Source organism: Pseudomonas matsuisoli, from assembly GCF_014647635.1.
GTDB lineage: Bacteria > Pseudomonadota > Gammaproteobacteria > Pseudomonadales > Pseudomonadaceae > Pseudomonas_P > Pseudomonas_P matsuisoli.
The window spans coordinates 220542-245650 of sequence record NZ_BMPO01000002.1 but is presented as its reverse complement, the minus strand read 5'-3'; the positions used below and the strand labels follow the sequence as shown (position 1 = coordinate 245650).

The 25109-nt window shown below is 58.4% G+C and carries 24 protein-coding genes, 1 pseudogene and 1 riboswitch; of the genes and pseudogenes, 8 read left to right on the top strand and 17 right to left on the bottom strand.

Annotated features, from left to right (window positions below; translation table 11 throughout):
• Window positions 1–204 precede the first annotated feature (204 nt).
• The 9 genes from astE to zapE all read right to left on the bottom strand — a co-directional run bounded on the left by astE (window position 205) and on the right by zapE (window position 9903).
• Window positions 205–1161: a succinylglutamate desuccinylase gene (astE, locus tag IEY47_RS04660; RefSeq protein ID WP_188981995.1), complete on the bottom strand. Its 957-nt coding sequence runs from the start codon at window positions 1159–1161 to the stop codon at window positions 205–207.
• Window positions 1158–2621, bottom strand: coding sequence for a succinylglutamate-semialdehyde dehydrogenase (gene astD, locus IEY47_RS04655; RefSeq protein ID WP_188981994.1), 1464 nt, complete (start codon window positions 2619–2621; stop codon window positions 1158–1160). Before astD ends, astE begins: the two co-directional genes overlap by 4 nt.
• The gene (gene astA, locus IEY47_RS04650; protein ID WP_188981993.1) at window positions 2618–3646 is read right to left on the bottom strand and encodes an arginine N-succinyltransferase; all 1029 of its coding nucleotides are present in this window, start codon (window positions 3644–3646) and stop codon (window positions 2618–2620) included. The genes astD and astA (IEY47_RS04650) overlap by 4 nt, the downstream gene beginning before the upstream one ends.
• On the bottom strand, window positions 3643–4680 hold the full coding sequence (gene astA / locus IEY47_RS04645; RefSeq protein WP_188981992.1) for an arginine N-succinyltransferase: 1038 nt from the start codon (window positions 4678–4680) through the stop codon (window positions 3643–3645). The genes astA (IEY47_RS04650) and astA (IEY47_RS04645) overlap by 4 nt, the downstream gene beginning before the upstream one ends.
• Window positions 4677–5897 (bottom strand): acetylornithine/succinylornithine family transaminase, encoded by a 1221-nt coding sequence (gene astC, locus IEY47_RS04640; protein WP_188981991.1) that lies wholly within the window; start codon window positions 5895–5897, stop codon window positions 4677–4679. Before astC ends, astA (IEY47_RS04645) begins: the two co-directional genes overlap by 4 nt.
• Window positions 5894–6820 carry a citrulline utilization hydrolase CtlX gene (gene ctlX, locus IEY47_RS04635; RefSeq protein WP_188981990.1) on the bottom strand — a complete coding sequence of 309 codons (927 nt, stop codon included), beginning with the start codon at window positions 6818–6820 and terminating at the stop codon, window positions 5894–5896. Before ctlX ends, astC begins: the two co-directional genes overlap by 4 nt.
• Before the next feature lie 236 nt (window positions 6821–7056).
• Complete coding sequence (locus IEY47_RS04630; protein WP_188982311.1) at window positions 7057–7587, bottom strand: nucleotidyltransferase family protein; 531 nt, start codon at window positions 7585–7587, stop codon at window positions 7057–7059.
• Window positions 7588–7642: 55 nt separating this feature from the next.
• Window positions 7643–8692 (bottom strand): serine hydrolase domain-containing protein, encoded by a 1050-nt coding sequence (locus IEY47_RS04625; protein ID WP_188981989.1) that lies wholly within the window; start codon window positions 8690–8692, stop codon window positions 7643–7645.
• Window positions 8693–8778: 86 nt separating this feature from the next.
• Entirely contained in the window at window positions 8779–9903 is a 1125-nt protein-coding gene (gene zapE / locus IEY47_RS04620) for a cell division protein ZapE (protein ID WP_188981988.1), read from the bottom strand.
• A 165-nt stretch (window positions 9904–10068) separates the two neighbouring features.
• Here zapE and IEY47_RS04615 point away from each other — a divergent pair, with 165 nt between their 5' ends.
• From IEY47_RS04615 to IEY47_RS04605, 3 genes are all read left to right on the top strand, one after another.
• Window positions 10069–10671, top strand: a complete 603-nt coding sequence (locus IEY47_RS04615; RefSeq protein ID WP_188981987.1) for an outer membrane beta-barrel protein — start codon at window positions 10069–10071, stop codon at window positions 10669–10671.
• Between the two features lie 156 nt (window positions 10672–10827).
• On the top strand, window positions 10828–11505 hold the full coding sequence (locus IEY47_RS04610; RefSeq protein ID WP_188981986.1) for a response regulator: 678 nt from the start codon (window positions 10828–10830) through the stop codon (window positions 11503–11505).
• Window positions 11505–12869 (top strand): ATP-binding protein, encoded by a 1365-nt coding sequence (locus IEY47_RS04605; RefSeq protein WP_229779209.1) that lies wholly within the window; start codon window positions 11505–11507, stop codon window positions 12867–12869. Before IEY47_RS04610 ends, IEY47_RS04605 begins: the two co-directional genes overlap by 1 nt.
• A gap of 106 nt (window positions 12870–12975) precedes the next feature.
• Here the strand turns inward: IEY47_RS04605 and mntP are convergent, their stop codons facing one another.
• From mntP to IEY47_RS20695, 6 genes and pseudogenes are all read right to left on the bottom strand, one after another.
• A complete protein-coding gene (mntP, locus tag IEY47_RS04600; protein ID WP_188981984.1) occupies window positions 12976–13551 on the bottom strand; it encodes a manganese efflux pump MntP in 576 nt (191 codons plus the stop codon).
• Between the two features lie 4 nt (window positions 13552–13555).
• Window positions 13556–13727: riboswitch (yybP-ykoY riboswitch) on the bottom strand.
• 85 nt (window positions 13728–13812) lie between these two features.
• Window positions 13813–14604, bottom strand: a complete 792-nt coding sequence (gene xth, locus IEY47_RS04595; RefSeq protein ID WP_188981983.1) for an exodeoxyribonuclease III — start codon at window positions 14602–14604, stop codon at window positions 13813–13815.
• A gap of 4 nt (window positions 14605–14608) precedes the next feature.
• A complete protein-coding gene (gene curA / locus IEY47_RS04590; RefSeq protein ID WP_188981982.1) occupies window positions 14609–15628 on the bottom strand; it encodes an NADPH-dependent curcumin/dihydrocurcumin reductase in 1020 nt (339 codons plus the stop codon).
• Window positions 15629–15778: 150 nt separating this feature from the next.
• Window positions 15779–16420, bottom strand: a complete 642-nt coding sequence (locus IEY47_RS04585; protein ID WP_188981981.1) for a tRNA-uridine aminocarboxypropyltransferase — start codon at window positions 16418–16420, stop codon at window positions 15779–15781.
• Between the two features lie 75 nt (window positions 16421–16495).
• The gene (locus IEY47_RS04580) at window positions 16496–17515 is read right to left on the bottom strand and encodes a methyl-accepting chemotaxis protein (protein WP_373293521.1); all 1020 of its coding nucleotides are present in this window, start codon (window positions 17513–17515) and stop codon (window positions 16496–16498) included.
• Between the two features lie 264 nt (window positions 17516–17779).
• A pseudogene (locus IEY47_RS20695) lies at window positions 17780–18061 on the bottom strand (PAS domain-containing protein); the annotation flags it as partial.
• 979 nt (window positions 18062–19040) lie between these two features.
• On the opposite strand from IEY47_RS20695, the gene IEY47_RS04575 reads away from it, so the two are divergent.
• The 5 genes from IEY47_RS04575 to IEY47_RS04555 all read left to right on the top strand — a co-directional run bounded on the left by IEY47_RS04575 (window position 19041) and on the right by IEY47_RS04555 (window position 23247).
• Window positions 19041–19196 (top strand): hypothetical protein, encoded by a 156-nt coding sequence (locus IEY47_RS04575; protein ID WP_188981979.1) that lies wholly within the window; start codon window positions 19041–19043, stop codon window positions 19194–19196.
• 43 nt (window positions 19197–19239) lie between these two features.
• A complete protein-coding gene (locus IEY47_RS04570; protein ID WP_188981978.1) occupies window positions 19240–19392 on the top strand; it encodes a hypothetical protein in 153 nt (50 codons plus the stop codon).
• 57 nt (window positions 19393–19449) lie between these two features.
• A complete protein-coding gene (locus IEY47_RS04565) occupies window positions 19450–19605 on the top strand; it encodes a hypothetical protein (RefSeq protein WP_188981977.1) in 156 nt (51 codons plus the stop codon).
• Between the two features lie 467 nt (window positions 19606–20072).
• A complete protein-coding gene (locus tag IEY47_RS04560) occupies window positions 20073–21662 on the top strand; it encodes an ABC-F family ATPase (protein WP_188981976.1) in 1590 nt (529 codons plus the stop codon).
• Between the two features lie 388 nt (window positions 21663–22050).
• Window positions 22051–23247, top strand: coding sequence for an MFS transporter (locus IEY47_RS04555; protein ID WP_188981975.1), 1197 nt, complete (start codon window positions 22051–22053; stop codon window positions 23245–23247).
• Window positions 23248–23304: 57 nt separating this feature from the next.
• Here the strand turns inward: IEY47_RS04555 and IEY47_RS20690 are convergent, their stop codons facing one another.
• Together IEY47_RS20690 and IEY47_RS04545 are read right to left on the bottom strand one after the other, a co-directional pair.
• Window positions 23305–24009, bottom strand: coding sequence for a DUF1294 domain-containing protein (locus IEY47_RS20690; RefSeq protein ID WP_188981974.1), 705 nt, complete (start codon window positions 24007–24009; stop codon window positions 23305–23307).
• A 24-nt stretch (window positions 24010–24033) separates the two neighbouring features.
• Entirely contained in the window at window positions 24034–24864 is an 831-nt protein-coding gene (locus IEY47_RS04545) for an undecaprenyl-diphosphate phosphatase (protein WP_188981973.1), read from the bottom strand.
• Between the last annotated feature and the right edge of the window lie 245 nt (window positions 24865–25109).

Below are 25109 nucleotides of genomic sequence, written 5' to 3'. Positions count from 1 at the left end.
TTTTGTTGCCTATTTGGAAACCCAATGTAACTAGGCAATAAACAGGCCATCCCCAAGAGCCCAGCAAAAACGTTCTTTAAATCCACCAAAGTTGCGTATTTGGCAACTTTTAACGGATGAAAGTTAACCTGTACGAAACTGGCAGCGGCTTGCCAGATCGCACGATTACTGTGCATGAGGAAGAGATGGCGAACCATTTAGGTGCTATTCCGGCACGACCAACAGGCCTGCGCGCAGCCCTATGGCGACGTTTGGGTTCGGGAAAAGCACATGGGTACCCTGGGTACGTACGACCCACTGGGTGTCACCGTCCTCGGCGACGAGGTAACCCACAGGCAACTCGGTGAAGTTTTCGGCGTCGCTTGCGAGAGACAGGCGAAACGCCGCGCTTTTTCGAATGATGGACCTCTCGACCCGATACCGATCGGGACGTGCACGCGCAGTAGGCTCCTGCCCCTGAAGCAACGCCTCGAAACTGTTTTCCAGCGCGGTCAGATCAAGGGCCGCGTTACACCCGAAGGGGCGAGCCTTACCCAGCTCGAGGGTGAAGCTGTCCGCGCCCAACGCGCCGAATGTATAAGCCGCGTAGGTGTTGCCGGCCTCGCTATGCAGTAACAGCGCCTCAATACCCGCTTCCGCCAAGCGTCGCATTTCCACGTCCGACGGCACTCGCCCTTCCGCCCAGGGATACAAGGCGAAGCGCTCGATGCGTGAACCGCGTATGGCGGTATGCAAGTCATAGTGCAAGCGTACGTCGCTTTGGAAGAATGCCTGCGCGAACCCCTCGAGCTGTTCGGCGCGCAGTGCTTCCAGGCTGGAATGATCGGCATGGCGACCATTGAACAATCGGTTCATGTCGTAATCGATGTACCGGGTGCCCTGCTCCATCGCAGGTGGATTGCCGAGTACGAACAAAAGCCGCTGCCGTACCACCACCCGACCTGCCATCACCCGCTCGAAGAGGCGGTCGAGTAGTTCTATCGGCGCCGTCTCGTTGCCGTGGATACCCGCGGACAGCAGCACGTCCTTGCGCAATGGCGCTTGGGGCTCGACCAGCACGGCACCCACACCGAGCCACCTGACCTTAGCGCCACAGGCGAGTTGAAATGGCTTGCCTTGCGTTCCGGCCAAGGTCGCGGCGAGTAAACCGGTCGCGTTCATAGCGTCATTCCTGCGGGCAAACGCTCTGGCAACGCGACCTGCTCACCCCACAGCGAAGCCATGGGATAAGCGCAGTAATCCGCCGCATACCACGCGCTCGGACGATGATTACCGGAGGCGCCCACACCCCCGAATGGCGCATCGCTGGACGCGCCGGTCAGCGGCTTGTTCCAATTCACGACACCGGCTCGGCTGAGCGCCGCAAAGCGCTCGAATGCCTCGCGGCGATCCGAGATCAACCCTGCCGCCAGCCCGTATCGCGTAGCGTTGGCCAGGCTTAACGCATTGTCCAACCCTTCATAGCGCATGACCTGTAGCAGTGGGCCGAAGATTTCCTGATCCGGTACCTCGGCAATACCTGTCATGTCGATGATGCCTGGACGCACCAGCGCAGGATGTTCGCTGTCGCGACTCATCGTCAGCAACGCCCTTCCTCCTCGATGGAGCAAGTCAGCCCAGGCCTCGACGACCTGACGTGCAGCGTCATGGCTGATCAAGGTTCCAAAGAACGGCGCTGGCTCTACCCCATACGCACCGCCCAATAACCCAGCGGTAACCGTCACCAGCCGTTCGAGGAGCCTATCGCCCCACTCGCCCGTCGGCACCAATAACCGCCGCGCACACGTGCAACGCTGACCGGCAGAAACGAAGGCGGACTGGATGATGGTGTAGACAGCGGCATCCAAGTGCTCGACCTCTTCCACCACCAAGGGGTTATTGCCACCCATCTCCAACGCCAGCATGAAATCGGGACGCCCAGCGAACTGCCGATGCAACACCTCGCCAGTCGCGCTCGATCCCGTGAAAAAGAGACCATTCAGACTTGAAGACGATGCCAACGCTATGCCGGTTGCGCGACCACCCTGAACGAGATTGAGCACGCCCTCAGGCAATCCCGCCGCCTGCCAGCACTCGACCGTCAAGTGCGCCGTATGCGGCACCTGCTCACTGGGTTTGAACACCACGGCATTGCCGGCGAGCAATGCTGGCACGATGTGCCCGTTCGGCAAATGACCGGGGAAATTGTAGGGCCCGAACACAGCGACGACACCGTGCGGTTTGTGGCGCAGCATCGCCGTGCCGCCTGCGACGTCACGCGTTTGCTCGCCCGCACGCTCCGCCTGCGCCCCTATGGAGATGCCGACCTTATTGATCATGGCGGCGACTTCCGTTCGGGCTTCCCACAATGGCTTGCCGGTCTCCGCACCGATGGCCTGAGCGAGTGCTTCATGGCGCTCACGTAGGCAGTCTTCGAATCGGTGCAACACCCGAATGCGTTCGGTAAGGGGCATCAACGCCCACGCCGACTGTGCTTGTGCTGCGCTGGCTACGGCGCGCTCCACTTCCGCAACGGTGGCGTGGCGCCCCTGCCAGACGGGCGTACCCAGGAATGGATCGAGGGATAGCAGTTCGTCGCCCTCGCCTTCGATCCAGTTTCCTGCGATGAAATGACAGCTCATGGTTTGGCATCCCCGGTAGAGATCAATGACACCGCGCGGACCTGATCGCCAGCGCGCAGGGCGAGACGGCTTGCCGTCGTCTGTGAAACGACCAACGCGCCGGAGGCAACATGTGCAGGCGCACACGTCATGCGGCAATTTGCAAAGCCCCTGTTGTAAATGAGGAACGGCTGCGCCCGTGTGGGTGGTGTTCCGATGGCGAGTACATACACACCGCTTTCACGCACCGAACGAATAGCCCGCGTCTCGCACTCGACCACCGCGCCCCCATCGAAGATGTCCACGTAGCCACGGTGGGAGAAGCCTTCCGCCATCAGCAGCCGTAATGCCGGTTCAGTATTGGGGTGCACGCGTCCTATCGCGGCCTGCGCGGCCTCCGGCAGGAAGCAGGTGTACACCGGGAATTTCGGCATAAGTTCAGCAATGAAGGACTTGTTGCCGATTCCGGTCAGGTAGTCGGCGCGGGCGAACGGCATGGTGAAGAAATGGCGACCTAGGCCATCCCAGAACGGCGATTGCCCATCGGCATCCGAAACACCGCGCATCTCGGCAATGATCCGCTCGCTGAACAGCGACGCGAACTCCGCCAGGAAGAGAAACCGCGATTTCGACAGCAACTTACCGTTCAGACCGATGCGGTGATCCGCATGTAGGAACAGCGAGCAGACTTCGGACAGGCCGCAAAGATCATTCGCAAGCGACAGGGTCTTAATCGGCCGATGGATGCCCAGCCGTGGCGACGCGCTCAGCGTCATGCCCAGGCGATAGTTGTACCAAGGCTCACGCAAGCCAACCGCGCCGGCCAGGCCGGTGATTCCCACCACCTGACCGGCATCGTCTTCCATCACAAACAGATAGTCGGCATCGGCACGCTCGACGTCGCGCGCAAAGGTCTTCTCGGCCCAGCGCACGCGGTGTGCCAGGCGCTCGGCATCCGCCGGGAGTGTGGTGAGGCCGGAGCCAGCGCTGCGTGCCAAGGCCAGCAGGTCATCCAGATCCGCCGCTTGAACGGGACGTACGATCATGCCTGCGCCCCTTTGCTTGGGACTGCGCGAACGGAGTCGCCGGTTTTTATGCCCAGTGCGTCGGCGTCAGCTGCGCCAATCCGCAGCGCGCCGTTATCAACAATGTCCGAGCGCACCAGGCCTGCACGAAACGCTTCCAGCCCCTCGTTCACGACCAGCCATTCCGGCCCGTCTTGCCGCACGTCACTCACTTCAATCTGAAGCCTGCGGCTCCCTGTCACCGAACCGATGCGATCCAGAGCGGCCTCCAGCGTCGGGCCAGCGTCGTAGACATCGACATACCGCTCGGTCTCAAAACCTTCATCGATCAGGATGTCGTAAGGGCGTCGCGCTTTCGGGTGTACCGCCCCGATTGCGTCTTGGGCCGGGTCCGGAAGCAGCGACACATAAATCGGGTAATGCGGTAGCAGTTCGGCCATGAACGCGCGATTCTGGGTCGCGTCGAGCCGTTCGGCTTCGGCATATTCCAGACCGAAGAAATGCCGTCCCAGCCCATCCCAGAACGGTGAGCGCCCCGCCTCATCGCTGTAACCAACGATCTCGGCGATTACACGCCGGGAAAACCGGGACGCATGACTGGCGATGAAGAGCAGTCGCGCGCGGGATATCAACTCGGCGGCGGAGCCGTCGCGCCAGGCGTCGGAAACATGAAAGGCATTCAGCGCGCTGCAATCGGCAAGGTCGTGGCACAGCGAAAGCGCGTGGATCTTGTTGTTGATGCCAAGCTCCGGCGAGGCATGCACCAGGGTTTCGTGGCGAAAACTGTAGAACGGCTGACGGTAGCCGCAGGTTGCCTGAATGCCCGCGCAACCGATCAGTTCACCGTCCTGACAACGCTCGAGGACGAAGAAGTACTCCTCCTCCCCCGGATAGGCCACGTCACTGGCAAACGAAGTTTCCGATAACCTCAACCGCTGCGCCAGGCGTTCCCTGTCGTCCGGCAAGGAAGTCACACCGATAGGGCTTTCGCCTGCAAGGCGGTGAACCTGTTCCAGGTCGGAAAGGCGCGCGGGGCGTACGATCCATTCGCTCATTGCCGATCCCCGAGGAAACGTGTGAGTGCGCGCTCGAGTCTCGATAGGCCCTTTTCGATATCGCTCGCGTCGATGACCAGGCTGGGGGCAAAACGCAGTACGCCCGGACCTGCCTGTAGGATCATCACCCCCTCATCGGCGGCAATGTTGCAGATCGCTTTCGCCTGCCCGGCATAGCGCTCCGTAAGTGGGCAACCAAGCAACAAGCCCAGCCCCCGTGGCGAACCAAATACGCCGTAGCGACGGGCTAGGACATCGAGTGATTCGACGAAACACGTATGCCGCTCATGCACACCTGAGCGCATGGCTGGCGTGTCGACCTGTTGCAAGACGGCCTCGGCCACCGCGCACGCCAATGGATTGCCGCCGTAAGTGGTGCCATGCGTACCGGGCGTCAGGTGAGCAGCAAAGCGCGCAAGGGTCAGCATGGCGCCGATCGGAAAGCCGCCACCGAGGCCCTTCGCGCTGGTCATGACATCCGGCGTGACGCCGTAATGCTGGTAGGCGTAGAGCTCGCCGCACCGTCCTACGCCGGTTTGCACTTCATCGAAAATCAGCAACGCGTTGTGCGTATCGCACAGTTCGCGCGCCGCGCGCAGGTAATCCGCGTCGGCGGGAATGACGCCACCCTCGCCTTGCACGGGCTCGAGCATTACAGCGCACGTCCTCTCACTGACGGCGTCGCGCAGCGCGGTGATGTCGTCGAACGGCACATGCCGGATGCCTTCAATATTCGGCCCAAAGCCCTCGGCGTACTTGGGCTGCCCGCCGACGTTCACCGTGAACAGGCTACGGCCGTGAAAGCTGTTGCCCGCCGCCACGATCTCGTATTTCTGTTGGCCGAACCGATCGCTGGCGACGCGGCGCGCCAGCTTTAGGGCCGCCTCATTGGCCTCGGCCCCGGAGTTGCAGAAGAACACTCGCTCAGCAAAGGTGGCTTCGACCAGACGCTTCGCCAGGCGCAACGCGGGCTCGTTGGTAAAACCATTGGAGACGTGCCAGAGATGATCCGCCTGCTCGCGCAAGGCCTTGAGCAATGCGGGATGGCCGTGACCCAACACATTCACCGCGATGCCGCTGGTGAAATCGACACGCTCGCGACCGTCCTGATCCCACAACCGCGCGCCACGGCCATGCACGGGAATGAACGGTGCAGGTGCGTAGGTCGGCACGAGGTAACGGTCGAAGTCCTGACGTTTCACAGTGATGTCCTTCATGCGCGCACCGCCTTACGCGGCAAGCGGATCTCGGCGAGCATGCAGCGGGCGCTGCCGCCACCTACGCGCTCGATGGTGTCGAGCGTGACCACCAGCGGTTCGGCGTGCCGTTCGATGAGCGTGCGCTGCCAGGTATCCAGGCAATGCCAGGCACTGCGTGACATGACCAGCAACGGCTGTCCGCGCCCCCCTTGTATTTCAAGCATGTTGCCGGCAAACCCATCCAGCTGTGCCAACGTCAACGGCAGGACTTGCTTGTCGGCGTTCTCCAGCCCTTCCCGCACCACGCTCCGTTGCCAAAGATCACCAATGGCATCCAGGCAAACCGGCGCCAAGGTGCGGCCAACGCTCATCATCACGTTGGTGTGGTAAACCGGCACGCCGCGCGCGTCATGCGCATCGAACGCCACCACGCGAAAGTCCATCTGCGCCGCGAACGTATCCAACAGCGCGTCGTGGGTGCGCACCGACCGGCATGCGTAGGCGACGCGGGCTTCGTGGTCCAGAACCAGACTACCGGTGCCTTCTAGGTAGCGACCGTCGGCTTCCTCAGGTGTGAAATCCCACGTTCGGCTGACTTCGTAATCTCGGGCCAGACGCTCGATAGCCCCTTTACCCCGCTCGAGACGGCGGTTTTCACCCTGCATCGGGTAAAGCACCAGCAAGCCATCCGGGTGCGTGCTGAATCCGTTGTTCGGAAAGATCGAATCAGGCGTATGCGGCTGCGCGCGGTCCTGCACGACCTCGACCGTTACGCCATGTGCCCGCAGCGCGTCGAAGTAAGCGTCGAACTCGCGCACAGCCTGCTCACTGACGTGGTCTGCCGGAAGGTCGTCGTGCTGAAAAGCGTTGTTGCCTGCGGTATCCGGATTGAACGAGAACCGCGCGGGGCGGACCATGAGTACAGTCGATGTGGTTTGCATGTGTCACCCGTGGTGCATTGGACGGGGACATTTTGCGCAGTGGCAGGCCTAGCCGAGCGTCGAAACGAGGCGTGCAAAGGGCCGTTCTCGGTCAAAGAAGGTCGATTTCACAGCCGATTCGGCTGCACGATCGCATTAGCGAAGGTTTAGCCGTTGGACTCGTTCAACGCCTAGGTGAGAGGCAATCTGAACGCTGCACATCTGAAGTGACGATGAGAACAAACACACGGATGCAGTCAGACATCCCGCAAACACACCTTAGGCCACCGCTCGTGCCACTTCTTACGACGGATTCGGTCGCGATAAACGGCGCGCTTTTCATTCTCGAATCTCGGCGTTGGCCTGACGATCAGCGCGAACAAATCGTCGAGTCCGAATGGCGCGGTTATGTCCAAGTGTCCATCGGCCGACAACCGAACGGCGATGGCTGTGGCCGTTTCCGGCCAGTAGCGCATGGCATCCGTCGTGGAGAGGTACGGTGCGTCGCCGTTCCCTGCATGCATTCGAGCCTGATTCTTCACTGACCATTTAACGGTGGGGGCGCTGGCAGCAAGCCGCTGTTCGTGGTGCCGGTCGGCCTCAACACCTTGCTTTGGATCAAACCAGACAACGTCCACATCATTCGCAAGCGACGAGCTTTCATAACCGTGCGAGTGGTCCCAGACGAGGCTGCGTATAAAGCCTGCACCTATCCAGCAATCTGGGAGCCCTAGCGCGGCGACCTCGCGAAGTAGTTGGAGGCGGACAGGATCGCCGCGCAATAGCATTTCAATCCGTTTGAACCGCCAATCTCCAGCGCTTCTGTTCACTGACGCGTCCTATTCATGTACCGCTTTCAGATCCGCCTTGTGCGGAATCATCTTTCACCGCCACGATGATGCGCTCGAGCAACCGATGCAGGTCCTCGCGATGCCCGAGTTGGCCGCCAGATGGCTGGGCGCTGGAGGTCATCGCCACGGTCAGGCCGATATCCGGCGCGACGTAGATCATCTGCCCGCCGTACCCCCAGCCATAGCGGACGTTCTCGTCAGCCTTGCGGGTGATGAACCAGCCGTAGCCATATCCGTCGCCGGTGTAGCGCGATCGCGTGCGTGGTGTCCAGGCGGCGTCGATCCATGACTGCGAAAGCAGGCGGGTGCCGTCCGATGCGCGGCCACCGTTTCGGTAGAGCTCGCCAAAGGCCAGCAGTGATCGGGTGCTCATCGCCATTTCGTTGCCGCCCAAGTAAACACCCTGTGGGTCACGGGACCAGGCCGTAATGGCGAAGCCGTCGAGGGGACCGAGCCATTCGCGGGCCAATTGCCAAGTCGAGCGGCCGGTGCGTCGGGTCAGAATGGCTGAAAGCAGATGTGTCGAGCCCGTGGAATAGATCATTGCGCCGCCCGGCGCGTCCAAGAAAGGTCGCGCCAGTGCCGCGCGCACCCAGTTTCGACTGGCGACCCAGGCACCGTAATTCTGCCCGGACGTCGAACCAAGGCCCGCTTGCATGGACAATAGGTTGCCGAGCGTAACGTCCTGAAGCCGCGGGTCGGCGTTGGCGGGCAGGTCCGCCTTCAAAAGATCTACAACATGCTGGTCCGGACCTTCAAGGACGCCTTTGTCGATCGCGATTCCGACGAGCGTCGCGATGACGGATTTAGAGGCAGATTTGATGTTGGTGGCGTCGGTCGTTCGATGACCGCGATAACCCCGCTCGGCCACGATCTGCCCGTCCTGAGCCAACGCAACGGTTTGCAGAGGCGCCAACGCAGCGGCGTCCGCGAGCACTCGATCGAGCGCGTCACGGGCGGCGAACGCGTGGAAGGGTATCAAGGTGCACGCCAGCACCAGCCAGCGCGCGCGTGAAGACCGGCGCAAGAAACACAACGTCATGAGCGTTCTCAAGGATGAAACCGCTTCTTGGACCGGCGTTTGCTCGCTGGCGTGCGGAAAACGAAAAAGCCAGTAAAGCTTTAACATCACCCGGAACGTACTTCGCCGGGCCAGCGCTGCAGCTGCATTTCCTTCAAGCGGCTACGTGTTCGACGAAACGCGAATTCGAGAAACCCTTCCAGGTAGAGCTCATCGATCGATACGTACGCCTCTATATAGAGAGGCACGCGTTGGTCGTAACACTCGTCGACCAGCGCGATGAAGCGCCGTACGCTGTCGTCGTTACGGGCCAAGGCCGGTAGTTCTCGGTCGCCCGCTTCGACTCGCACGGCGCCGTCTTCCGTTCCACGCGCGATCTTCGCAGGCCGTGGGGCGCCGCCCAATACCGGCACATCGCTCAGGAAAACGGCTTCGAAACGCTGGCACAGTTCGATGAAGTCGGTGGCGGTACGCGGTGCATGGCAGAGCTCATCGAAACTGCACCAAAGCGCCCGCGCGCTCGTGCCGATTGCACTCAATGGGCGACGGCCTACCGCTAACGTCGATTTCAGCGTTGCGGGGCCATAAGCGGCAAAGGCGTCAGCCAGCCCACTTTCCTGCGCGCTCAATCGTACCCAATAGCGTTGGGTCGATACGCCACTCCGCAAGCGGTGATCGGTTTCGCCCGCCACCTCGACGGTCCTCATGTTCGTTTCGATGGCCCTGATTGCGGGCGCAAAACGGTCGCGGTTATAGCCGCCCTCGTATAAACGCTCCGGCGGCTGGTTCGACGTTGCCACGATCACGATGCCCTGCGTGAACATCGCTTCGAACAAATGGCCAAGAAGCATTGCGTCGCCGATGTCGCTGACATGGAGTTCATCGAAACACAACACCCGCGTCTCAGCGGAGAGATTTTTAGCCAGTTGCCCCAGGGGATCAGCCGTTCCATTCAAGGCGAACAGCTGTCGATGGACCCACTGCATGAAGTGATGAAAGTGCTGTCGTCGGGCCGGGACGTCCAAACCTTGATGAAACAGGTCCATCAGCCAGGTTTTTCCACGGCCGACCGGGCCCCAGAGGTAGACGCCCCGGATAGTCTTCTTCGCATGCAGTGCGATATGGCATTCGTCCAGTAGCCGCAGTGCGCCCAGTTGGGCAGGGTCTGGCTGAAAATCCCCGGTTGCCAAGGATTGGTGATAACGCTCCGAAGGTAAAACGGTGTGGTGCATGGACGATTCTTGGCCGACCGAGGTGGTGCCAACGGTAGCGTAAGTCAGACGTCCAGGCACTCGCTTCGCATTGATTCAGCGAAGGTTCAGCGCAGATTCAGGAGCCGTTCAGAGCCCTATAGGCAGACTGGAACGCGTTAATTGACATGCCTCTAGGAGACTTCGATGAAAAAAATCAGCCTGATTGCGATGACCGCAGCGTTGACCTTCACAGCCGTTGGCGCCCAGGCGGCGGACAACTTCGCAGGCGTTACGCTGGGCAAGGCGAATGACAACATCCGCAGCTCCAGTGCGCTTTCGCAAAACCTCGGTAGCCCGAATCTGGATGGCGTGATCTACCACGACACCAGCTATGGCATCCGCGCGGGCCAATCCGTCGAGAACGGTCGCTACTATGGTACCTACGAGTATCTGTCCGGTAGCAATAGCGGCTATAAGCTGCGCCAGCAGAATCTGTACGGCAGCTACGACTACGTCTACCCGGTAAACAACTTCGGCACCAAACTGTTCGGCGGTGGGTCCCTGGGCTTGACCAAGCTCGAGCAGAACTCGTCTGGCTACAGCCGCGACAGCGACATTGGCTACCTAATCGGCGCTCAGGCTGGCGTGATTCAGCAAGTGGCTGACAATGCCGAAGTGGAAGCTGGCTATCGCTATACTCGCAGCAATGCCAGCACGGAAATCAGCGAACACGGCGGTGCGAAACTGGGTTCGCTCGACCTGCACAGCACCGAGCAACTCTATCTTGGCGTTAACTACAAGTTTTAATGGGCTGCGGTCCGTTCTCGGGCCCGATCAGTCTTCGCGGTTGGACGCCTTCGCGAATACGTTTCACGCAGCCCGGCCCACAAAAATAGCGGACCGGGCTTGCCGTGTGTCTAATCAGTTGGCAAGCCAATCTGGCCGTTCACAAGAGGAAAAACGATGAAGATGCTGGTGGTCGAAGACGAAGCGCTATTACGTCACCACTTGCAGACACGCCTGGGGGAAAGCGGCCACATGGTAGACGCTGCTCCTAATGCTGAGGAGGCGCTCTACAAGGCCAGCGAGTTTCACTACGATCTCGCGGTCATTGATCTAGGTTTACCAGGCATTAGCGGGCTCGATCTTATCCGTCAGCTGCGCTCCCAGGGCAAGTCGTTCCCGATCCTGATACTCACTGCGCGCGGTAACTGGCAGGACAAAGTGGAGGGATTATCTTCCGGAGCGGACGACTACGTGGTCAAGCCGTTTCAGTTCGAAGAGTTGGAAGCGCGTATGAACGCGCTGCTTCGTCGCTCCACGGGGTTTACCCAGCAAACCATTGCCGCGCAATCGTTGACCCTGGATTTGAATCGCAAGCAAGCCCTTTGCGGCGAGGCGACCTTGGCGCTGACTGCCTATGAGTACCGGATACTTGAATACCTCATGCGTCACCATCAGCAGGTGGTCCCCAAGGAGCGTCTGATGGAGCAGTTGTATCCGCACGATGAAGAGCGCGACCCGAATGTGATCGAGGTATTGGTGGGGCGGCTACGCCGTAAACTGGAAAGCCAATGCAGCATGAAGCCTATCGAGACTGTCCGCGGACTTGGCTACATGTTCAACGAGCGCTGCCGTTGATGCCGATTCGGCTAGCCGGCGTATCGCTGCGCGCGCGCCTGATGATCGGCGCCGCGATCCTCGCCGTCGTGTTCATGTTGGCGCTGCTAACGGCCCTGCAGCGATCCTTCGATAACACAATGCAAGGCGTTATCGAACAGCGTCTTGCCGCCGATGCCAGCACCTTGATCGGGGCGGCGCACATGGTGGACGGACAGTTGCAAATGCCGGATAGGATGCCGGACGAAGAATTCAATCTTCCTGACGCCAAACTGCTCGGCTACATCTTTGATAGAGAGGGCAAGCGCATCTGGCAGTCTCGCTCTGCCGAAGACGAGCCCATCTACTATCTGCCGCGCTATCAGGGCGGCACGACGGAGTTCGTACGCACGCGCGATGGAAATGGCCAGGAGTACTTCGTTTTCGACGTGGAGATCATGCTGTCGGACGACACGAATGCCGCATACAGCTTCATCACGATGCAGCCGGCCAGTGAATATCAAGGCATGCTCGACCAGTTCCGCCGGCAGCTCTATCTATGGCTCGGCGGCGGCTTGTTGGTCCTACTCGTATTGCTTTGGCTCGGTCTAACGTGGGGATTCCGGTCCCTGCGGCGTTTGAGTGTGGAGCTCGATAACATCGAGTCCGGTAATGAAACGACGCTCAGTGAACATCACCCCCACGAGATGTTGCGTCTGACCCGCTCGTTGAACCGTTTGCTCGAAAGCGAGCGTCGGCAACGCGGACGCTACCGGCATGCGCTCGCAGACCTCGCGCACAGCCTAAAAACACCTTTGAGCGTGCTGCAAAGCATCAGTGAAACATTGGCCCCGGGTGCACAAAATCGCGAGCAGGCCCGCGTGCTGCAAACTCAGATCGAGCGCATGAGCCAGCAAATCGACTATCAGCTGCAGCGCGCGACCCTGGGAAAGAGTGGCCTGGTCAAATATCGCGTCGAGCTCGAGCCGATGGTGGTCAGCCTGTGCGGGACGCTAGATAAGGTCTATCTCGAAAAATCGGTGCGTACGGTCATCCAGATTCCTGAAAAATGCATGGCGCCAATGGAACGCGGCGCACTCATGGAGCTTCTGGGAAATCTGCTGGAAAACGCTTATCGCCTATGCCTGGAGGAGGTTCGCGTGAGCGCACGCTGGATGACGGGCGGCGCGCTGGAGCTTTCCGTAGAAGATGACGGTCCTGGCATCCCGACCGAACAACGGGAACGTATTCTTCGGCGCGGCGAGCGGCTGGATGCCCAACATCCCGGCCAGGGCATTGGGCTTGCGGTGGTGAAGGACATCATCGACAGCTACGACGCGGAACTGACCCTTGAAGAGTCTGCGCTGGGCGGCGCGTTGTTTCGTATACGAATAGAAAGGGATTGAATTCCTGCCTTCCGCTTTGGATTACTGCCCGGTCGGGCGGTAAGCATTGTCCAGTACCTGGATAGGAGGCGAACGCGGCGCCGCTATGACCGCGTTCAGGGATGAATCACTGGCCGGTGGCTGCAGAGAGGTGGTCGAACAACACTGCAACGCCAACCACGATCAACACAAGACCACCCACAATCTCCGCGCGCTTACCGATAATGGTTCCGATGGTCCGCCCTAGCATGACGCCGATCGTCACCATGACCGTGGTAGCCAGCCCAATGGCAATGGCGGCCCAGAAGATGCTGACGTCGACGAACGCCAGCGTGACACCCACCGCAAGGGCATCAAGGCTCGTCGCGACCGCAGTCACCGCCAGCAGCCAGAATGAATGCGTTTGCTTGAGCTCATCGGCCTGTTCGGGCTCGCCCATCCCTGCCCAGATCATATGAACCCCAAGGCAAGACAGCAGCGTGAACGCGATCCAGTGGTCCCACTGCGAAACATATTGCGAGGCAGCCAGGCCAATAACCCATCCAATCAAAGGCGTAATCGTTTCGATCACACCAAAAATCAGCCCAGTACGCAGCGCCTCTCTCAACGGGGGCTTATGCAACGCAGCGCCTTTGCCGACGGCAGCCGCGAACGCGTCCGTCGACATAGCGAGAGCAAGTAAGGTAATGGAGGCTAAATTCATGGTTGTTATCCGGCCGGGCCCGAGTCCACGACAAACCTGCGCGCCCGACCCTGGCACAGGTAAGTCGATGGTCTCGCCAACCGAATGGTGCACGTGCCATGGCAATTTTTGCCAAGAATGTTGACACGCGCGCTACGGAACAAGCGGGGTCCGCAGCAGGCTACTCCCCAAAGAGGCGGCTACTTTATGCTATCGAACCTGCGATTACCACCTGCGAATTGCAGGGTTTTACAGGTATTAGAGAGACTTACGTATTGACGTCTATTGCGTTGGGCGACGAATACTCACCCATGCGGGGGCGTGATCGCTGGCCTTCTCTTCTCCCCTCACCCATCGGTCCACGCCCGCGTCCACGAGCTCACCTGCAACGGCCTGGCTGAGCAGGAGGTGATCAATGCGCAACCCGGCATCGCGCTGCCAATGCTGGCGGAAATAATCCCAGAAGGTGTAGATCCGTTCATTGCCGAAATGAGCCCTTAATGCGTCCGTCCAGCCCTGCGCCAACAGCCGCTTGAAACAGGCGCGGCTCTCGGGCTGAAGCAGCGCGTCTTTTTGCCAGGAGCGGGTACTGTAGATATCCGCATCCGTCGGCACGACGTTGTAATCGCCCGCCAATACAACCGGATGGCCGCTACGCCACAACGCCTGCGCATGTGCGATGAAGCGCTCGAACCAGGCGAGCTTGTAGTCGAACTTGGGCCCTGGTTGCGGGTTGCCATTCGGGAGATAAAGGCTCGCGACGATGACCCCGTGCACTGCAGCTTCCAAATAGCGACTCTGCTTGTCGCCCGGATCACCGGGTAGTCCTCGGCGAATTTCCAAGGGCTCCATGTCCCGAGCCAGTATTGCCACGCCGTTCCAGGAAGATTGCCCGTGCCAGAGTGCTCCGTAACCCGCCTGAGCTATTTCCGTTATGGGGAACGCGGCATCAGGCGCCTTCAATTCCTGCAGGCAAACGACGTCGGGCCGCTCTCTTCCGAGCCACGTCAACAGCAACGGAAGCCGTGAACGGATGCCATTGATGTTGAAGGTGGCAATCTTCAACGTGTCCATGGGCTTATAGCTTCACAATGAGCTTACCAACGTTTTTGCCTTCGAGGAGCCCCGCGAACGCGGCCGGGGCGTTCTCCAAACCGTCGATGATGTCCTCGCGGTATTTCACCTGCCCGTTAGCGACCCACTCGGACATTTCCTCACTGAAGGCACACATCTGGGTTTCCACGAATTCGGTCTGGATGAATCCGCGGATGGTTAGACTCTTATGCAGTATCTCGCGCATCATGCCCGGCAAGCGGTCCGAGCCTTCGGCCGCCCCGGTTTGATTGTAGTGCGCGACTAGTCCGCAAACCGGCACCCGCGCGTAGGTGTTGAGAAGCGGGAAAACCGCGTCCCACACGGGACCACCGACATTTTCGAAGTAGACATCGATGCCTTGTGGGCAAGCGGCCTTCAGTCGCTCTGGAAAGTCTTCGCCACGATGATCGATTGCCTCATCGAAGTCGAACTCGTTCTTTAGCAACGCACACTTCTTCGCGCCGCCTGCGATGCCCACCACTCGGGCACCTTTGAGACGCGCGATCTGGCCCACTGCCGATCCCACGGGGCCGCTCGCGGCCGCGACGACGACGGTCTCGCCAGGCTTTGGTTGCCCAATCGTCAAGAGACCGCTATAGGCCGTGAACCCAGGCATACCCAGCACGCCCAACGCGGTCGTGACGGGTGTTTTGGATGGGTCGAGCTTTCGCAAGCTTTCGCCGTCTTCCACCGCATGCGTTTTCCATCCTGAGTAAGAAAGCACCGTATCCCCTGGACTGAACTCGCCATGCCGACTCTCAACCACCTCTCCAACCGTACCACCGACGATCACGTCGCCGATTTGCAACGGAGGCGCGTAGGACTTGGCATCCTTCATGCGCTCGCGCATATACGGATCAAGTGACAAATACAGGATTTTCAGTAATACCTGCCCGTCTTTCAGCGCTGGGAGTTCTTCGGTTTGCGTACGAAAATCATCCTCGGCGGGCCGCCCACTCGGGCGCGCGGCGAGGACGATACGTGTGCTTTTGACGTTCGACATGAATGCTCCTTCTAAGGACAACTGCTCCAGCCGTGACCATTTGCTCTCCCGCTCAACCCTAAGGGATGAACGAGATGCACATCGGGACAGCTGGACGCATACGGTCAGTAGACGCAGCGGTTTTCGTGAACGTTCCTTGGAAGATCTCGTCTAGGACTCGTTATCCGAACGCATCGATCTTTCTTGGTATGCGATCGAAGACGCATGGTTGCGAAGGTAAACGTCGTGACCCATTGCACTGATCTGCCCATCGATCAGACGCTCGAAAGGTTCGAGCAGCGCATCGAAACGCTGCGGCTGCTCCAGCACGTTAAGGGCGCCAACGACTGCTTCCAATGTCGAGAGCGCGTCCTCTGACGGCGCCTTGCGCAAGCGGTAGCGGGATCGCCCACCAATTGGGAGCGTAACCCGTGGTAGCTCGAGCAGGCATGGATTCATATAGAGCAGCTTCCGTGCTTTACGCCAGGTTCCGTCTGGGACGACCAACAAATCGCCAGCCTCACCGGCTGGCTCGACGTTGGAAAGCGCGACCGAATGATCGCCAGGGAACAAGAGCAGAGCGCGGCGACCGCTGGCAACCAAATGCGCTTGAAGGTCGCTGAAAACTTCGCCGACCAACAACTCGGCATTCGCAAGCCCTAGCGCAGCGAGACGAGCGGTGTTCAATGCGTGGCGCTGTTCACTCGGGTGCTGCAGCACCAGCACCCGCGTCGCACTGTGCAGATGAGGAATGTACGCACACAAGCATAGGCTTGCTGGCCTCATGCATTTAGAACATTGCGGTCTGGGCATGCGAGTACGAATACGAAAAGGCGCCACCATGCCTATGCCCGAGCGGCACGTCAATCTACGCTAGCCTGCGTTCAGCTACCGGTTGAAACGCTCCGCCAGGCTGTTCAGATACCCCGCCATTTGCTCGAGCTCCTTACCGATCTGCGCGCTCTGTTGGGCTTGGCCCGTACTATGGTCTGACAATTCGGCAATACGAGTAATCTGCTGGTTAATGTCGTCTGCCACGTGACTCTGCTCTTCGGACGCAGCTGCCATTTGTTGACTCATCGACGTGATCCGGCTCACCGCGGAACTGATACCGTCTAACGCTTCGCGCACTGCCTCAACACTCGCAACACTCGATTGGGCGATATCCTCACCCTTGCTGGCAGTGTCAACTGCGTGCTCAGCGCCGGAACGCAACGAAGAAACGATCTGCTGGATTTGTTCCGTAGACTCACGAGTACGGGCAGCGAGTGCCCTCACCTCGTCGGCGACCACTGCGAACCCCCGTCCTTGCTCGCCCGCGCGCGCCGCTTCGATCGCGGCGTTTAGCGCAAGCAGGTTGGTCTGGTCCGCGATCGACGCGATGGTTTCGGTCACACCACCAATGGATCGCGTGGATTCGGCCAACTCGTGCACAGCATGACCGATATCACCCACGGCTTTGGCCATGTGCCGAATCGCTTGCAGGCTATCGCCCGCAAGTCCGCGACCTTGTTGTGCGAGGCGGTCAGCGTCTTCTGCAGCCTGGGCCGTAGATTGGACGTTATGCGCGACCTCTTGAATAGTAGCCGCCATCTGGTTGATCGCCGCAGCCGACTGATCGGTTTCACTGCGCTGACGATCCAGCAGGTCTGCGCTGGATGCAGACAATTCCGCCGACTGCACGGCACGTTGCCGAACGCTATCCGATGCATCCTCCAAACGCGTGAGCGCCGTTTGCAAGCGAGCTTCTTCACTGATGATTGCAAGGTCCAATTGCGCTTGAATCCCGGCATTGTCGCTGTAGGTCAACGCGACCAACGGGCTCGTAAATGCCTTTGGATGTTCGCTCAATGTCCGCTGTATGGTCGTACGGGCATGATGCAGCTGGTACACCGCAACGGATGCCATGCACACGATCAATAGAACCACGAAGGCCGCTGGCGGCAGCAGCGCATAGCCTGCCAGCAACAACAGCGCAGCAACGATCGACGCTACCGACAGACGCATGTCCCGCCAAATGCGTTTGAGCGAGCTAATGGCGGGTTTTCCCTCGCGCAGGCGAGCGTATACGGCTTCAGCGCGCTCTTTTTGGCGCGCCGTTGGCAGCGAGCGAACCGATTCGTAACCCACTACGCGGCCACTCTCCAACACAGGTGTCACGTAGGCGCTAACCCAATAAAAATCGCCATTTTTGGCGCGGTTCTTAACCAATCCCATCCAAGGCTTGCCTTGGCTGATGGTTTCCCACATGTGCTTGAACACAGATGCCGGCATATCTGGGTGGCGTACCAGGTTGTGCGGTTGCCCAATCAATTCTTCCCGCGTGAAACCGCTGATCTCGACGAAGGCATCGTTGCAATACGTAATCTTGCTCGTGAGATCGGTCGTGGAGATAAGGCGTTCGTCCGGCTTGAACGTTCGCTCGCGAGATGTAACCGGCAAATTGTTGCGCATGCTGTGTTCCTGATGGCCCGATGTTCTTTAGGTATAGCAGCGCCCGAGCTGTCTAGCCTGCGCAGCGGAGCGTGCCGTGCAGGGCATAAAATGGGACGGGCAGACCGGCGGCACTAACACGGCCCCGCTGCTCCGGCGCCCTCCAATCAGGCGTTGTCTGTTTTACTGCGCCGATTTGTCGCCGGCGGGCGCGGAAACTTGAGAAAAACTTGGCGGTTCATCTCGAGCGGATGCGCAGTTAAGTAACTGGTGAAGACCAAGTTTTCGGCATTCCCAAGGTTTACGGGGCGGTCGCCACTTAGCAGGAGGAAAGGCCAGGTGTCGCGCCCCTGTCTATTCCCGCGCATACTATGAGCTCGATACTCGTTACATTGGTTGTCATGACACATTTGCACGGTGACCTATGCGCTAAGGTAGTGCCTGGGCACCGCGAATTTTGAACGGAATCGGATCAATATCAGAGCATTAAGAGTCGATATTACGGCGCCATTATTTGGGCAGAAACCCCGACAAGAAAAAAACTGTCCATAGTCTAGTCATCGTTATCAAGGAAGGTCTCAATGCGATTAGCAAAACCTCATTCGCACCCGGGAAACCAATGCGGTAAGTCCACCCTGCCATCCGGTCAGTCGGCAGGCCTCAACTCTCGCAATACCGCGGCGCAAAGGCATACGCGGAGCGGGCCGCCGCGTACGGTAACCTGATAACTAAGGAAACTAAGAACGACGTAATTGACGCCTAGTGAAGTTTGCGATTGCCCAATATCGTGGGGACGGAACTAGTTTGTTCCTTATTAATTATTTCCGCTTTGAACACACACTTTCCCCCGCCACATTCTTCAAACTTTTTTTCGAAAAAATCAAATTTTTTACTTGCACACTGACGCAAACACGGTAATGATTAGCTCCATCGAACGGCGAAGGGAAGGGATCAACTCCTCTCATCGCAGACTTATAACTAAGTGAAAAAGGAAATCGCTATGAGCTTCGCCGACTGCATGAACGACCTGGAAAAAATGAACGAATACTCAGATGTCGTAGTTAAAGCTCCTCGCGCTAGCTTTTTTGAAACTATCGTTAAAAAAGTCTCCCGCGCACTTAGTGCTCGCCCAGTAGCTCAGCATATTAAAAACTAGTTGCTTCATCGTTTTGCCCTACCCTTATCGAGGAGTGACCGCTATGAGCTTTGCCGAATGCATGCAGGACCTGGAAGCCACCAACGTGAACGCCGCGCCTAGTGCCAAGCGCTCTCGCCCGCGTTTCATCGAAGTTCTGAAGACTTTCGCACGCATGGTCGCACCACGCGCTACCTACACTCGCACCTCTAGCTGATCGCCCAAGCGTAGGCATATCTCGATTACTTTTTTCTGCTGAGATAAAGGACAAATCATGAGCTTCGCTGACTCTATGCAGGATCTCGAAAACACTAATGCGTTTGCCGAGCCGCTCCCAGCACGCACCCGTCTTTCATTTATCGAGCGTGTTGTTCATTTTGTTGGGCGTATGGTTAAGCCGCGCGGCGTGGTTACCCGAGCCACCAGTTAGTCGTAGCTTTTTCGCCGTGCGCGCCTCATGCCTAGGGGCCTAGTCGCTATTTGCGGAAAGATGCAGCCGTGCTGCTCGCTTCGCTTATATCGCTATGCAACTCACCGCATGCAGACGTAAGCCTTTGGTCTTGCAGTTTTGATGGCATTGACCCATTCCCTATTGGCTGGGTTTCTTTCAAGAAGTGAGTTTCGGTATTTCCAAACCAAGGTTTGGGACTCTTCATTGCGTGCAACTTTTAGCATTGGGCATTGATCCTGCCTTTGCATGCAATTGCATAATTTCTCCCCCCCGGCCGCTCGGCCTACGCGTTCGGCTTCGCCATAGGATGGCTGACCGAGTTGTGCGACAATTTTGCGTCCACGCATCTCCACCTCGCTTCGCCCCCTGATTCGCCGCCCGCGAGCCATCTCTTCGCCCCCTCCGGCGTCGAGGGCGCAAGCCAATGTTTCTAGAAAGGTAAAATCTTGATCTCTACAGCCAACATCACAATGCAGTTTGGCGCCAAGCCATTGTTTGAGAACGTTTCCGTGAAATTCGGAAGCGGTAACCGTTATGGCTTGATCGGCGCTAATGGCTGTGGAAAGTCCACCTTCATGAAAATTTTGGGTGGCGAACTGGAGCCTTCGGGCGGTCAGGTCATGATCGAGCCGAACGTTCGTCTCGGAAAACTGCGGCAGGACCAGTTCGCGTACGAGAACCATACGGTGATCGATACCGTGATCATGGGCCATCATGAGCTATGGGCGGTCAAGGCAGAGCGCGACCGTATCTATTCGCTCCCTGAGATGAGCGAAGAAGAAGGAATGAAGGTCGCCGAACTCGAAGTGGAGTTTGCCGAGTACGATGGCTACACCGCGGAATCCCGCGCGGGAGAGTTGCTGCTTGGTCTCGGCATCCCATTGGAGCAGCATTTCGGGCCGATGAGTGCAGTGGCGCCGGGCTGGAAGCTTCGTGTGTTGCTGGCACAGGCCTTGTTTTCCGATCCCGAAGTCCTGTTGCTGGACGAGCCGACCAACCACCTCGACATCAATACCATTCGCTGGCTGGAGGGCGTACTCACCGTTCGCAACTCCACTATGATCATCATCTCGCACGATCGTCACTTCCTGAACAGCGTGTGCACGCACATGGCGGACCTCGACTATGGCGAGCTCAGGCTTTTCCCTGGCAACTACGACGAATACATGATGGCTGCGGAGCAGTCGCGAGAGCGGTTGCTCGCTGACAATGCCAAGAAAAAGGCGCAAATAGCCGAGCTTCAATCGTTCGTTAGCCGATTTTCGGCTAACGCGTCGAAGGCGAAGCAAGCAACGAGCCGTGCGCGTCAGATCGACAAAATCCAGCTCGACGAGGTCAAGCCGTCCAGCCGCGTTAGCCCGTTCATCCGTTTCGAGCAGCACAAAAAGCTACATCGACAGGCCGTGACGCTGGACAAGGTCGCCCAAGGTTACGAAGGTGAAACGCTTTTCCGTAACCTCTCGCTGCAGGTTGAGGCCGGCGAACGTGTTGCCATCATCGGGCCGAACGGCATCGGCAAGACGACGTTGCTACGGACATTAGTCGGGGAAATGGCGCCAACGAACGGTGAAGTCAAATGGACCGAGAGCGCGGATGTTGGCTATTTCGCGCAGGATCACGCTGATGACTTTGCAGACGATATGCCTTTGTTCGACTGGATGTCGCAATGGACTCAAGGCGGCGAGCAGCTCGTACGCGGCACGCTGGGCCGCATGCTTTTCTCCAACGACGACATCCAGAAGTCAGTGAAGGTAATTTCTGGTGGCGAACAAGGACGCATGCTGTTTGGCAAACTGATCCTGAAACGACCGAACGTGCTGGTCATGGACGAGCCGACCAACCACCTGGATATGGAATCGATCGAAGCCCTAAATCTGGCGCTCGACAACTATCCCGGTACCCTTGTCTTCGTGAGCCATGACCGCGAGTTCGTCAGCTCGCTCGCAACGCGCATTCTCGAGCTAAGCGAAGACGGCATCACCGACTTCTCCGGTTCTTACGATGACTATCTGCGTAGCCAGGGCATTACAAGCTAGTCCTGCAAGGATGATGGAGGATGCCCCCCACCTGCTCCATACACTGCGGGCGACTGAAGTCGCCCCTACAGTCGTAGCGTGATTTAACCCGTTTGCGGGGTCATCCATGAAACGTAGCCCCGGGTTAGCACCCGGTCTACGAGACCCGTAGGGTGGATGGACGAAGCCATCCACCTTTCTCCAGCCCGTTGCCCACCATTCTCATCGTAGATAGACCTGATCAATCATTCCCGGTCAACAGCGGAAGCCCTTTATCCTTCAGCCGAAGGGCTCAGACGCCGGCTGCGCTCTATAGCGCCACTTTTCTCTACCAAAAAACGTTAGCAGGCTTTCCTTGTAGCGGCATTGCGGCGCATTATGAGGCTGTCAAGCCTGCTATTTCCCGCATATGAAGAATAAAAAACGCACTCCCTCCCAGACGTTCAGCATCATCTCCATCGTCATCTATACCTTTATTGGCTTCCTGTGCATCGGCGTTCCGCTCGCCGTTCTGCCAGGGTATGTAAACGACGACTTGGGAATGGGTTCGCTCCTTGCGGGCCTCGCTATCAGCGCCCAATACCTATCTACGCTAGTGACGCGTCCATTAGCAGGTAACGTCGCAGACCGACTCGGCCCTAAAAAGGCAGTGGTTTATGGGTTGGCCGGCTGCGCCGTCAGCGGTTTGCTTACGTTGGTCGCAACGAGCCTCGAACAGTGGCCAGTCGCAAGCTATTCACTACTCTTACTTGGGCGTGTCGTACTGGGTACCGCGCAAGGTATGGTCGGGACCGGCAGCATCAGCTGGGCAATTAGTCGCGTAGGTGCTGACAATACTGCTCAGGTCATCTCCTGGAACGGCATTGCGGCCTACGGTGCAATGGCAGTCGGCGCGCCGTTGGGAGTGCTGATGGTAGGCGCGCTCGGGATCTGGAGTATGGGGGCGTTCATCTTGGTAAGTGCGCTCCTCGCCTTGCTTCTCGCCAAGAACAGAACCCCAGCCCCCATCATTCCTGGCGAGCGGATGGCGTTTGGCAGCGTACTATTGAAAGTGGCTCCTAATGGAATAGGTCTAGCGCTGGGTTCGATTGGCTTCGGTACCTTGGCGACGTTCATCACACTCTATTACCGAGACCAAGGATGGGAACACGCGGCCTACTGTCTCACGATCTTTGGCGTCGCGTTCATCGGCGCGCGCTTGATGTTCGCAAGCGCCATCAAGCGGATCGGTGGCTATCGGGTGGGTATCGCCTGTCTTGGCGTGGAGACCCTGGGGCTGATCATGTTGTGGTTGGCACCGGTACCGGAGCTTGCGCTGTTTGGAGCAGCCTTGACCGGATTCGGATTATCACTGGTTTACCCTGCCCTAGGTGTCGAAGTGTTGTCTCGCATTCCAAGCTCCAGCCGCGCAGCCGCCTTGGGTGCGTATGCGGTGTTCTTTGACCTCGCACTTGGCATTGCGGGCCCGCTGATGGGGTTCATCGCATCCTACCTTGGGTTTGCGAACATCTTCCTTGCGGCGGCATTGATGTCGTTGGCGGGATTGCTGCTTAGCGTGGTCTTGTACCAAAAGGAACTTCAACGCAGCGGAGCGAAGCGTCGGTAAGACGCTCTTCGCTCCGCTTACTAATGGGATGCGTTCCAAGCTTCCAGCGAGAACTCGTTATGGGAAATCGAGGATAAGACTCGCGACTCTTCCGTTCATGAAGAGATATTCAGCCCATACGAATTGATGTATGAGCACGATCAGCCAGCACAGGCCTTGGTAAGACAATTTACGGGTCTTGTGACGAAAACGTTGCTGGGACAAAAGCGCCCCAGGCCACCCACCGAGAAGCTCTACCAAATGCAGGAAGGCTTCTGGTATGCGCCGTTTTTTCTTGAAGGCACGGCGCTTGTCGTCGAAAAACAAAAAGTAGGCCACGATGCTGAACAGCGCGTAGGCTACCAGCGGTACAAACTGCCCTGCGGAGGCCATGAGCGCAAGGCCAAGCGCTGGCAGGATGCACGCCGCAACGAATACGGTCAGCTTCAATGGCAGATACTGGATACCTCCGGGCCGGCGGGATCGACGCTCCGGGCGCTTTTGGACAGGGGCAGCGTCCGGCACGCGCTTTTGCTTGCGACGAAACGAACGCTCATCGAAGGCCGAGCCGCCCTGGATTCGGGCATGTTCCGCACGCTGACGGCCTTTTCGATCCATGCTCGAAATAAAGAGTAGCTCGTCGCCTATAGCGGGTCTGCGATCACCCCGGACCGCGGAAATGTGAAGGAAGACTTCCCCGTATCCCTCTTCAGGGGAGATGAATCCGCATCCTTTGGCATCGTCCCAGGTCTTGAGTACACCGCGTAGCTCTAAAGCAGCCATTACCTTTATGTCCTCTTATTATCGTTAACCTTCGGCCGTGCTCCAGTCGATCCAACCGAACTGCCACGTTGCCAGGATCAAAATCCCGAACGCTATGCGGTACCAGGCAAATACAGCATAGCTATGGTTGGCAATGAACTTCAGTAGAGCACGAACCGTGATCATCGCAACGATGAAGGTCGTGACGAATCCGATCAAGAAGACAGGCAAATCCTCCAGTCGGAGAATGTCGCGGTACTTGTATAGCGAGTAGACGGTCGCAGCCACCATCGTAGGCATCGCCAGGAAGAAAGAAAACTCCGTCGCGGCTTTGCGTGACAGGCCAAAAAGCAGGCCCCCAATAATGGTGGAACCTGACCTTGAGGTGCCAGGAATCAAGGCGAGGCACTGGGCAAAGCCCACTTTAAGCGCAAGACTCCAAGTCATGTCGTCGACGGTCTCTGCCTTGATCGAATGCTCACGTTTCTCAGCCCAGATCATCACGATGCCACCCACTACCAAAGCCGTAGCCACGGTAATTGGATTGAACAGCCAGTGCTCGATGAGATCGGCGAAGAGTAACCCCAGCACGACCGCTGGAATGAAGGCGATCAACAGATTGATCGTGAAACGCTGCGCTTGCGGTTGCGTGGGTAGACCCGTGACCACACCGAGGATGCGTTCGCGAAACTCCCACATCACCGCGAGGATTGCGCCTAGCTGGATGATGATCTTGAAGGCAGTAGCGGTTTGCCCGTTAAATTCAAGCAAATCGCCGACGACGATCAGATGGCCTGTACTCGAGATGGGAAGAAACTCTGTCAATCCCTCGACGACGCCAAGAATGAATGCCTGAAAGGCAGCCCACAAATCCATGACCACTCCTAAACCCAACGCCTGAATCGGCGCTCAACAGGGACTGCAAGTTTTGGATTGAGTTCGCAAGCGAACCCTGTTTTTCACGATTTTGCCAGCGACGCCGTTCCGGTCAGGCATCGACCTATCTCCAGCCAGGGCAGTGCCGTGACGCGGCGAAGTCTACCGGCGAATGTGCAGTTCGCGCACTTAGCACCATGGGATAACGCGCGCGCCGCTGGCTTTTCCGTCCAGAACGTCTCTAC

Coding starts and splice junctions, on each gene's coding strand:
- IEY47_RS20690 (WP_188981974.1), bottom strand. CDS start 24,009: ATGGCTGCTTTAGAGCTACGCGGTGTACTCAAGACCTGGGACGATGCC.
- xth (WP_188981983.1), bottom strand. CDS start 14,604: ATGGACACGTTGAAGATTGCCACCTTCAACATCAATGGCATCCGTTCA.
- astA (WP_188981993.1), bottom strand. CDS start 3,646: ATGATCGTACGTCCCGTTCAAGCGGCGGATCTGGATGACCTGCTGGCC.
- IEY47_RS04615 (WP_188981987.1), top strand. CDS start 10,069: ATGAAAAAAATCAGCCTGATTGCGATGACCGCAGCGTTGACCTTCACA.
- astA (WP_188981992.1), bottom strand. CDS start 4,680: ATGAGCGAATGGATCGTACGCCCCGCGCGCCTTTCCGACCTGGAACAG.
- IEY47_RS04580 (WP_373293521.1), bottom strand. CDS start 17,515: ATGGCATCCGTTGCGGTGTACCAGCTGCATCATGCCCGTACGACCATA.
- astE (WP_188981995.1), bottom strand. CDS start 1,161: ATGAACGCGACCGGTTTACTCGCCGCGACCTTGGCCGGAACGCAAGGC.
- mntP (WP_188981984.1), bottom strand. CDS start 13,551: ATGAATTTAGCCTCCATTACCTTACTTGCTCTCGCTATGTCGACGGAC.
- zapE (WP_188981988.1), bottom strand. CDS start 9,903: ATGCACCACACCGTTTTACCTTCGGAGCGTTATCACCAATCCTTGGCA.
- IEY47_RS04545 (WP_188981973.1), bottom strand. CDS start 24,864: ATGGATTTGTGGGCTGCCTTTCAGGCATTCATTCTTGGCGTCGTCGAG.
- IEY47_RS04575 (WP_188981979.1), top strand. CDS start 19,041: ATGAGCTTCGCCGACTGCATGAACGACCTGGAAAAAATGAACGAATAC.
- IEY47_RS04605 (WP_229779209.1), top strand. CDS start 11,505: ATGCCGATTCGGCTAGCCGGCGTATCGCTGCGCGCGCGCCTGATGATC.
- IEY47_RS04610 (WP_188981986.1), top strand. CDS start 10,828: ATGAAGATGCTGGTGGTCGAAGACGAAGCGCTATTACGTCACCACTTG.
- IEY47_RS04570 (WP_188981978.1), top strand. CDS start 19,240: ATGAGCTTTGCCGAATGCATGCAGGACCTGGAAGCCACCAACGTGAAC.
- IEY47_RS04555 (WP_188981975.1), top strand. CDS start 22,051: ATGAAGAATAAAAAACGCACTCCCTCCCAGACGTTCAGCATCATCTCC.
- IEY47_RS04565 (WP_188981977.1), top strand. CDS start 19,450: ATGAGCTTCGCTGACTCTATGCAGGATCTCGAAAACACTAATGCGTTT.
- IEY47_RS04625 (WP_188981989.1), bottom strand. CDS start 8,692: ATGACGTTGTGTTTCTTGCGCCGGTCTTCACGCGCGCGCTGGCTGGTG.
- IEY47_RS04585 (WP_188981981.1), bottom strand. CDS start 16,420: ATGCCCAGACCGCAATGTTCTAAATGCATGAGGCCAGCAAGCCTATGC.
- curA (WP_188981982.1), bottom strand. CDS start 15,628: ATGTCGAACGTCAAAAGCACACGTATCGTCCTCGCCGCGCGCCCGAGT.
- astC (WP_188981991.1), bottom strand. CDS start 5,897: ATGAAGGACATCACTGTGAAACGTCAGGACTTCGACCGTTACCTCGTG.
- ctlX (WP_188981990.1), bottom strand. CDS start 6,820: ATGCAAACCACATCGACTGTACTCATGGTCCGCCCCGCGCGGTTCTCG.
- astD (WP_188981994.1), bottom strand. CDS start 2,621: ATGAGCTGTCATTTCATCGCAGGAAACTGGATCGAAGGCGAGGGCGAC.
- IEY47_RS04630 (WP_188982311.1), bottom strand. CDS start 7,587: ATGCTATTGCGCGGCGATCCTGTCCGCCTCCAACTACTTCGCGAGGTC.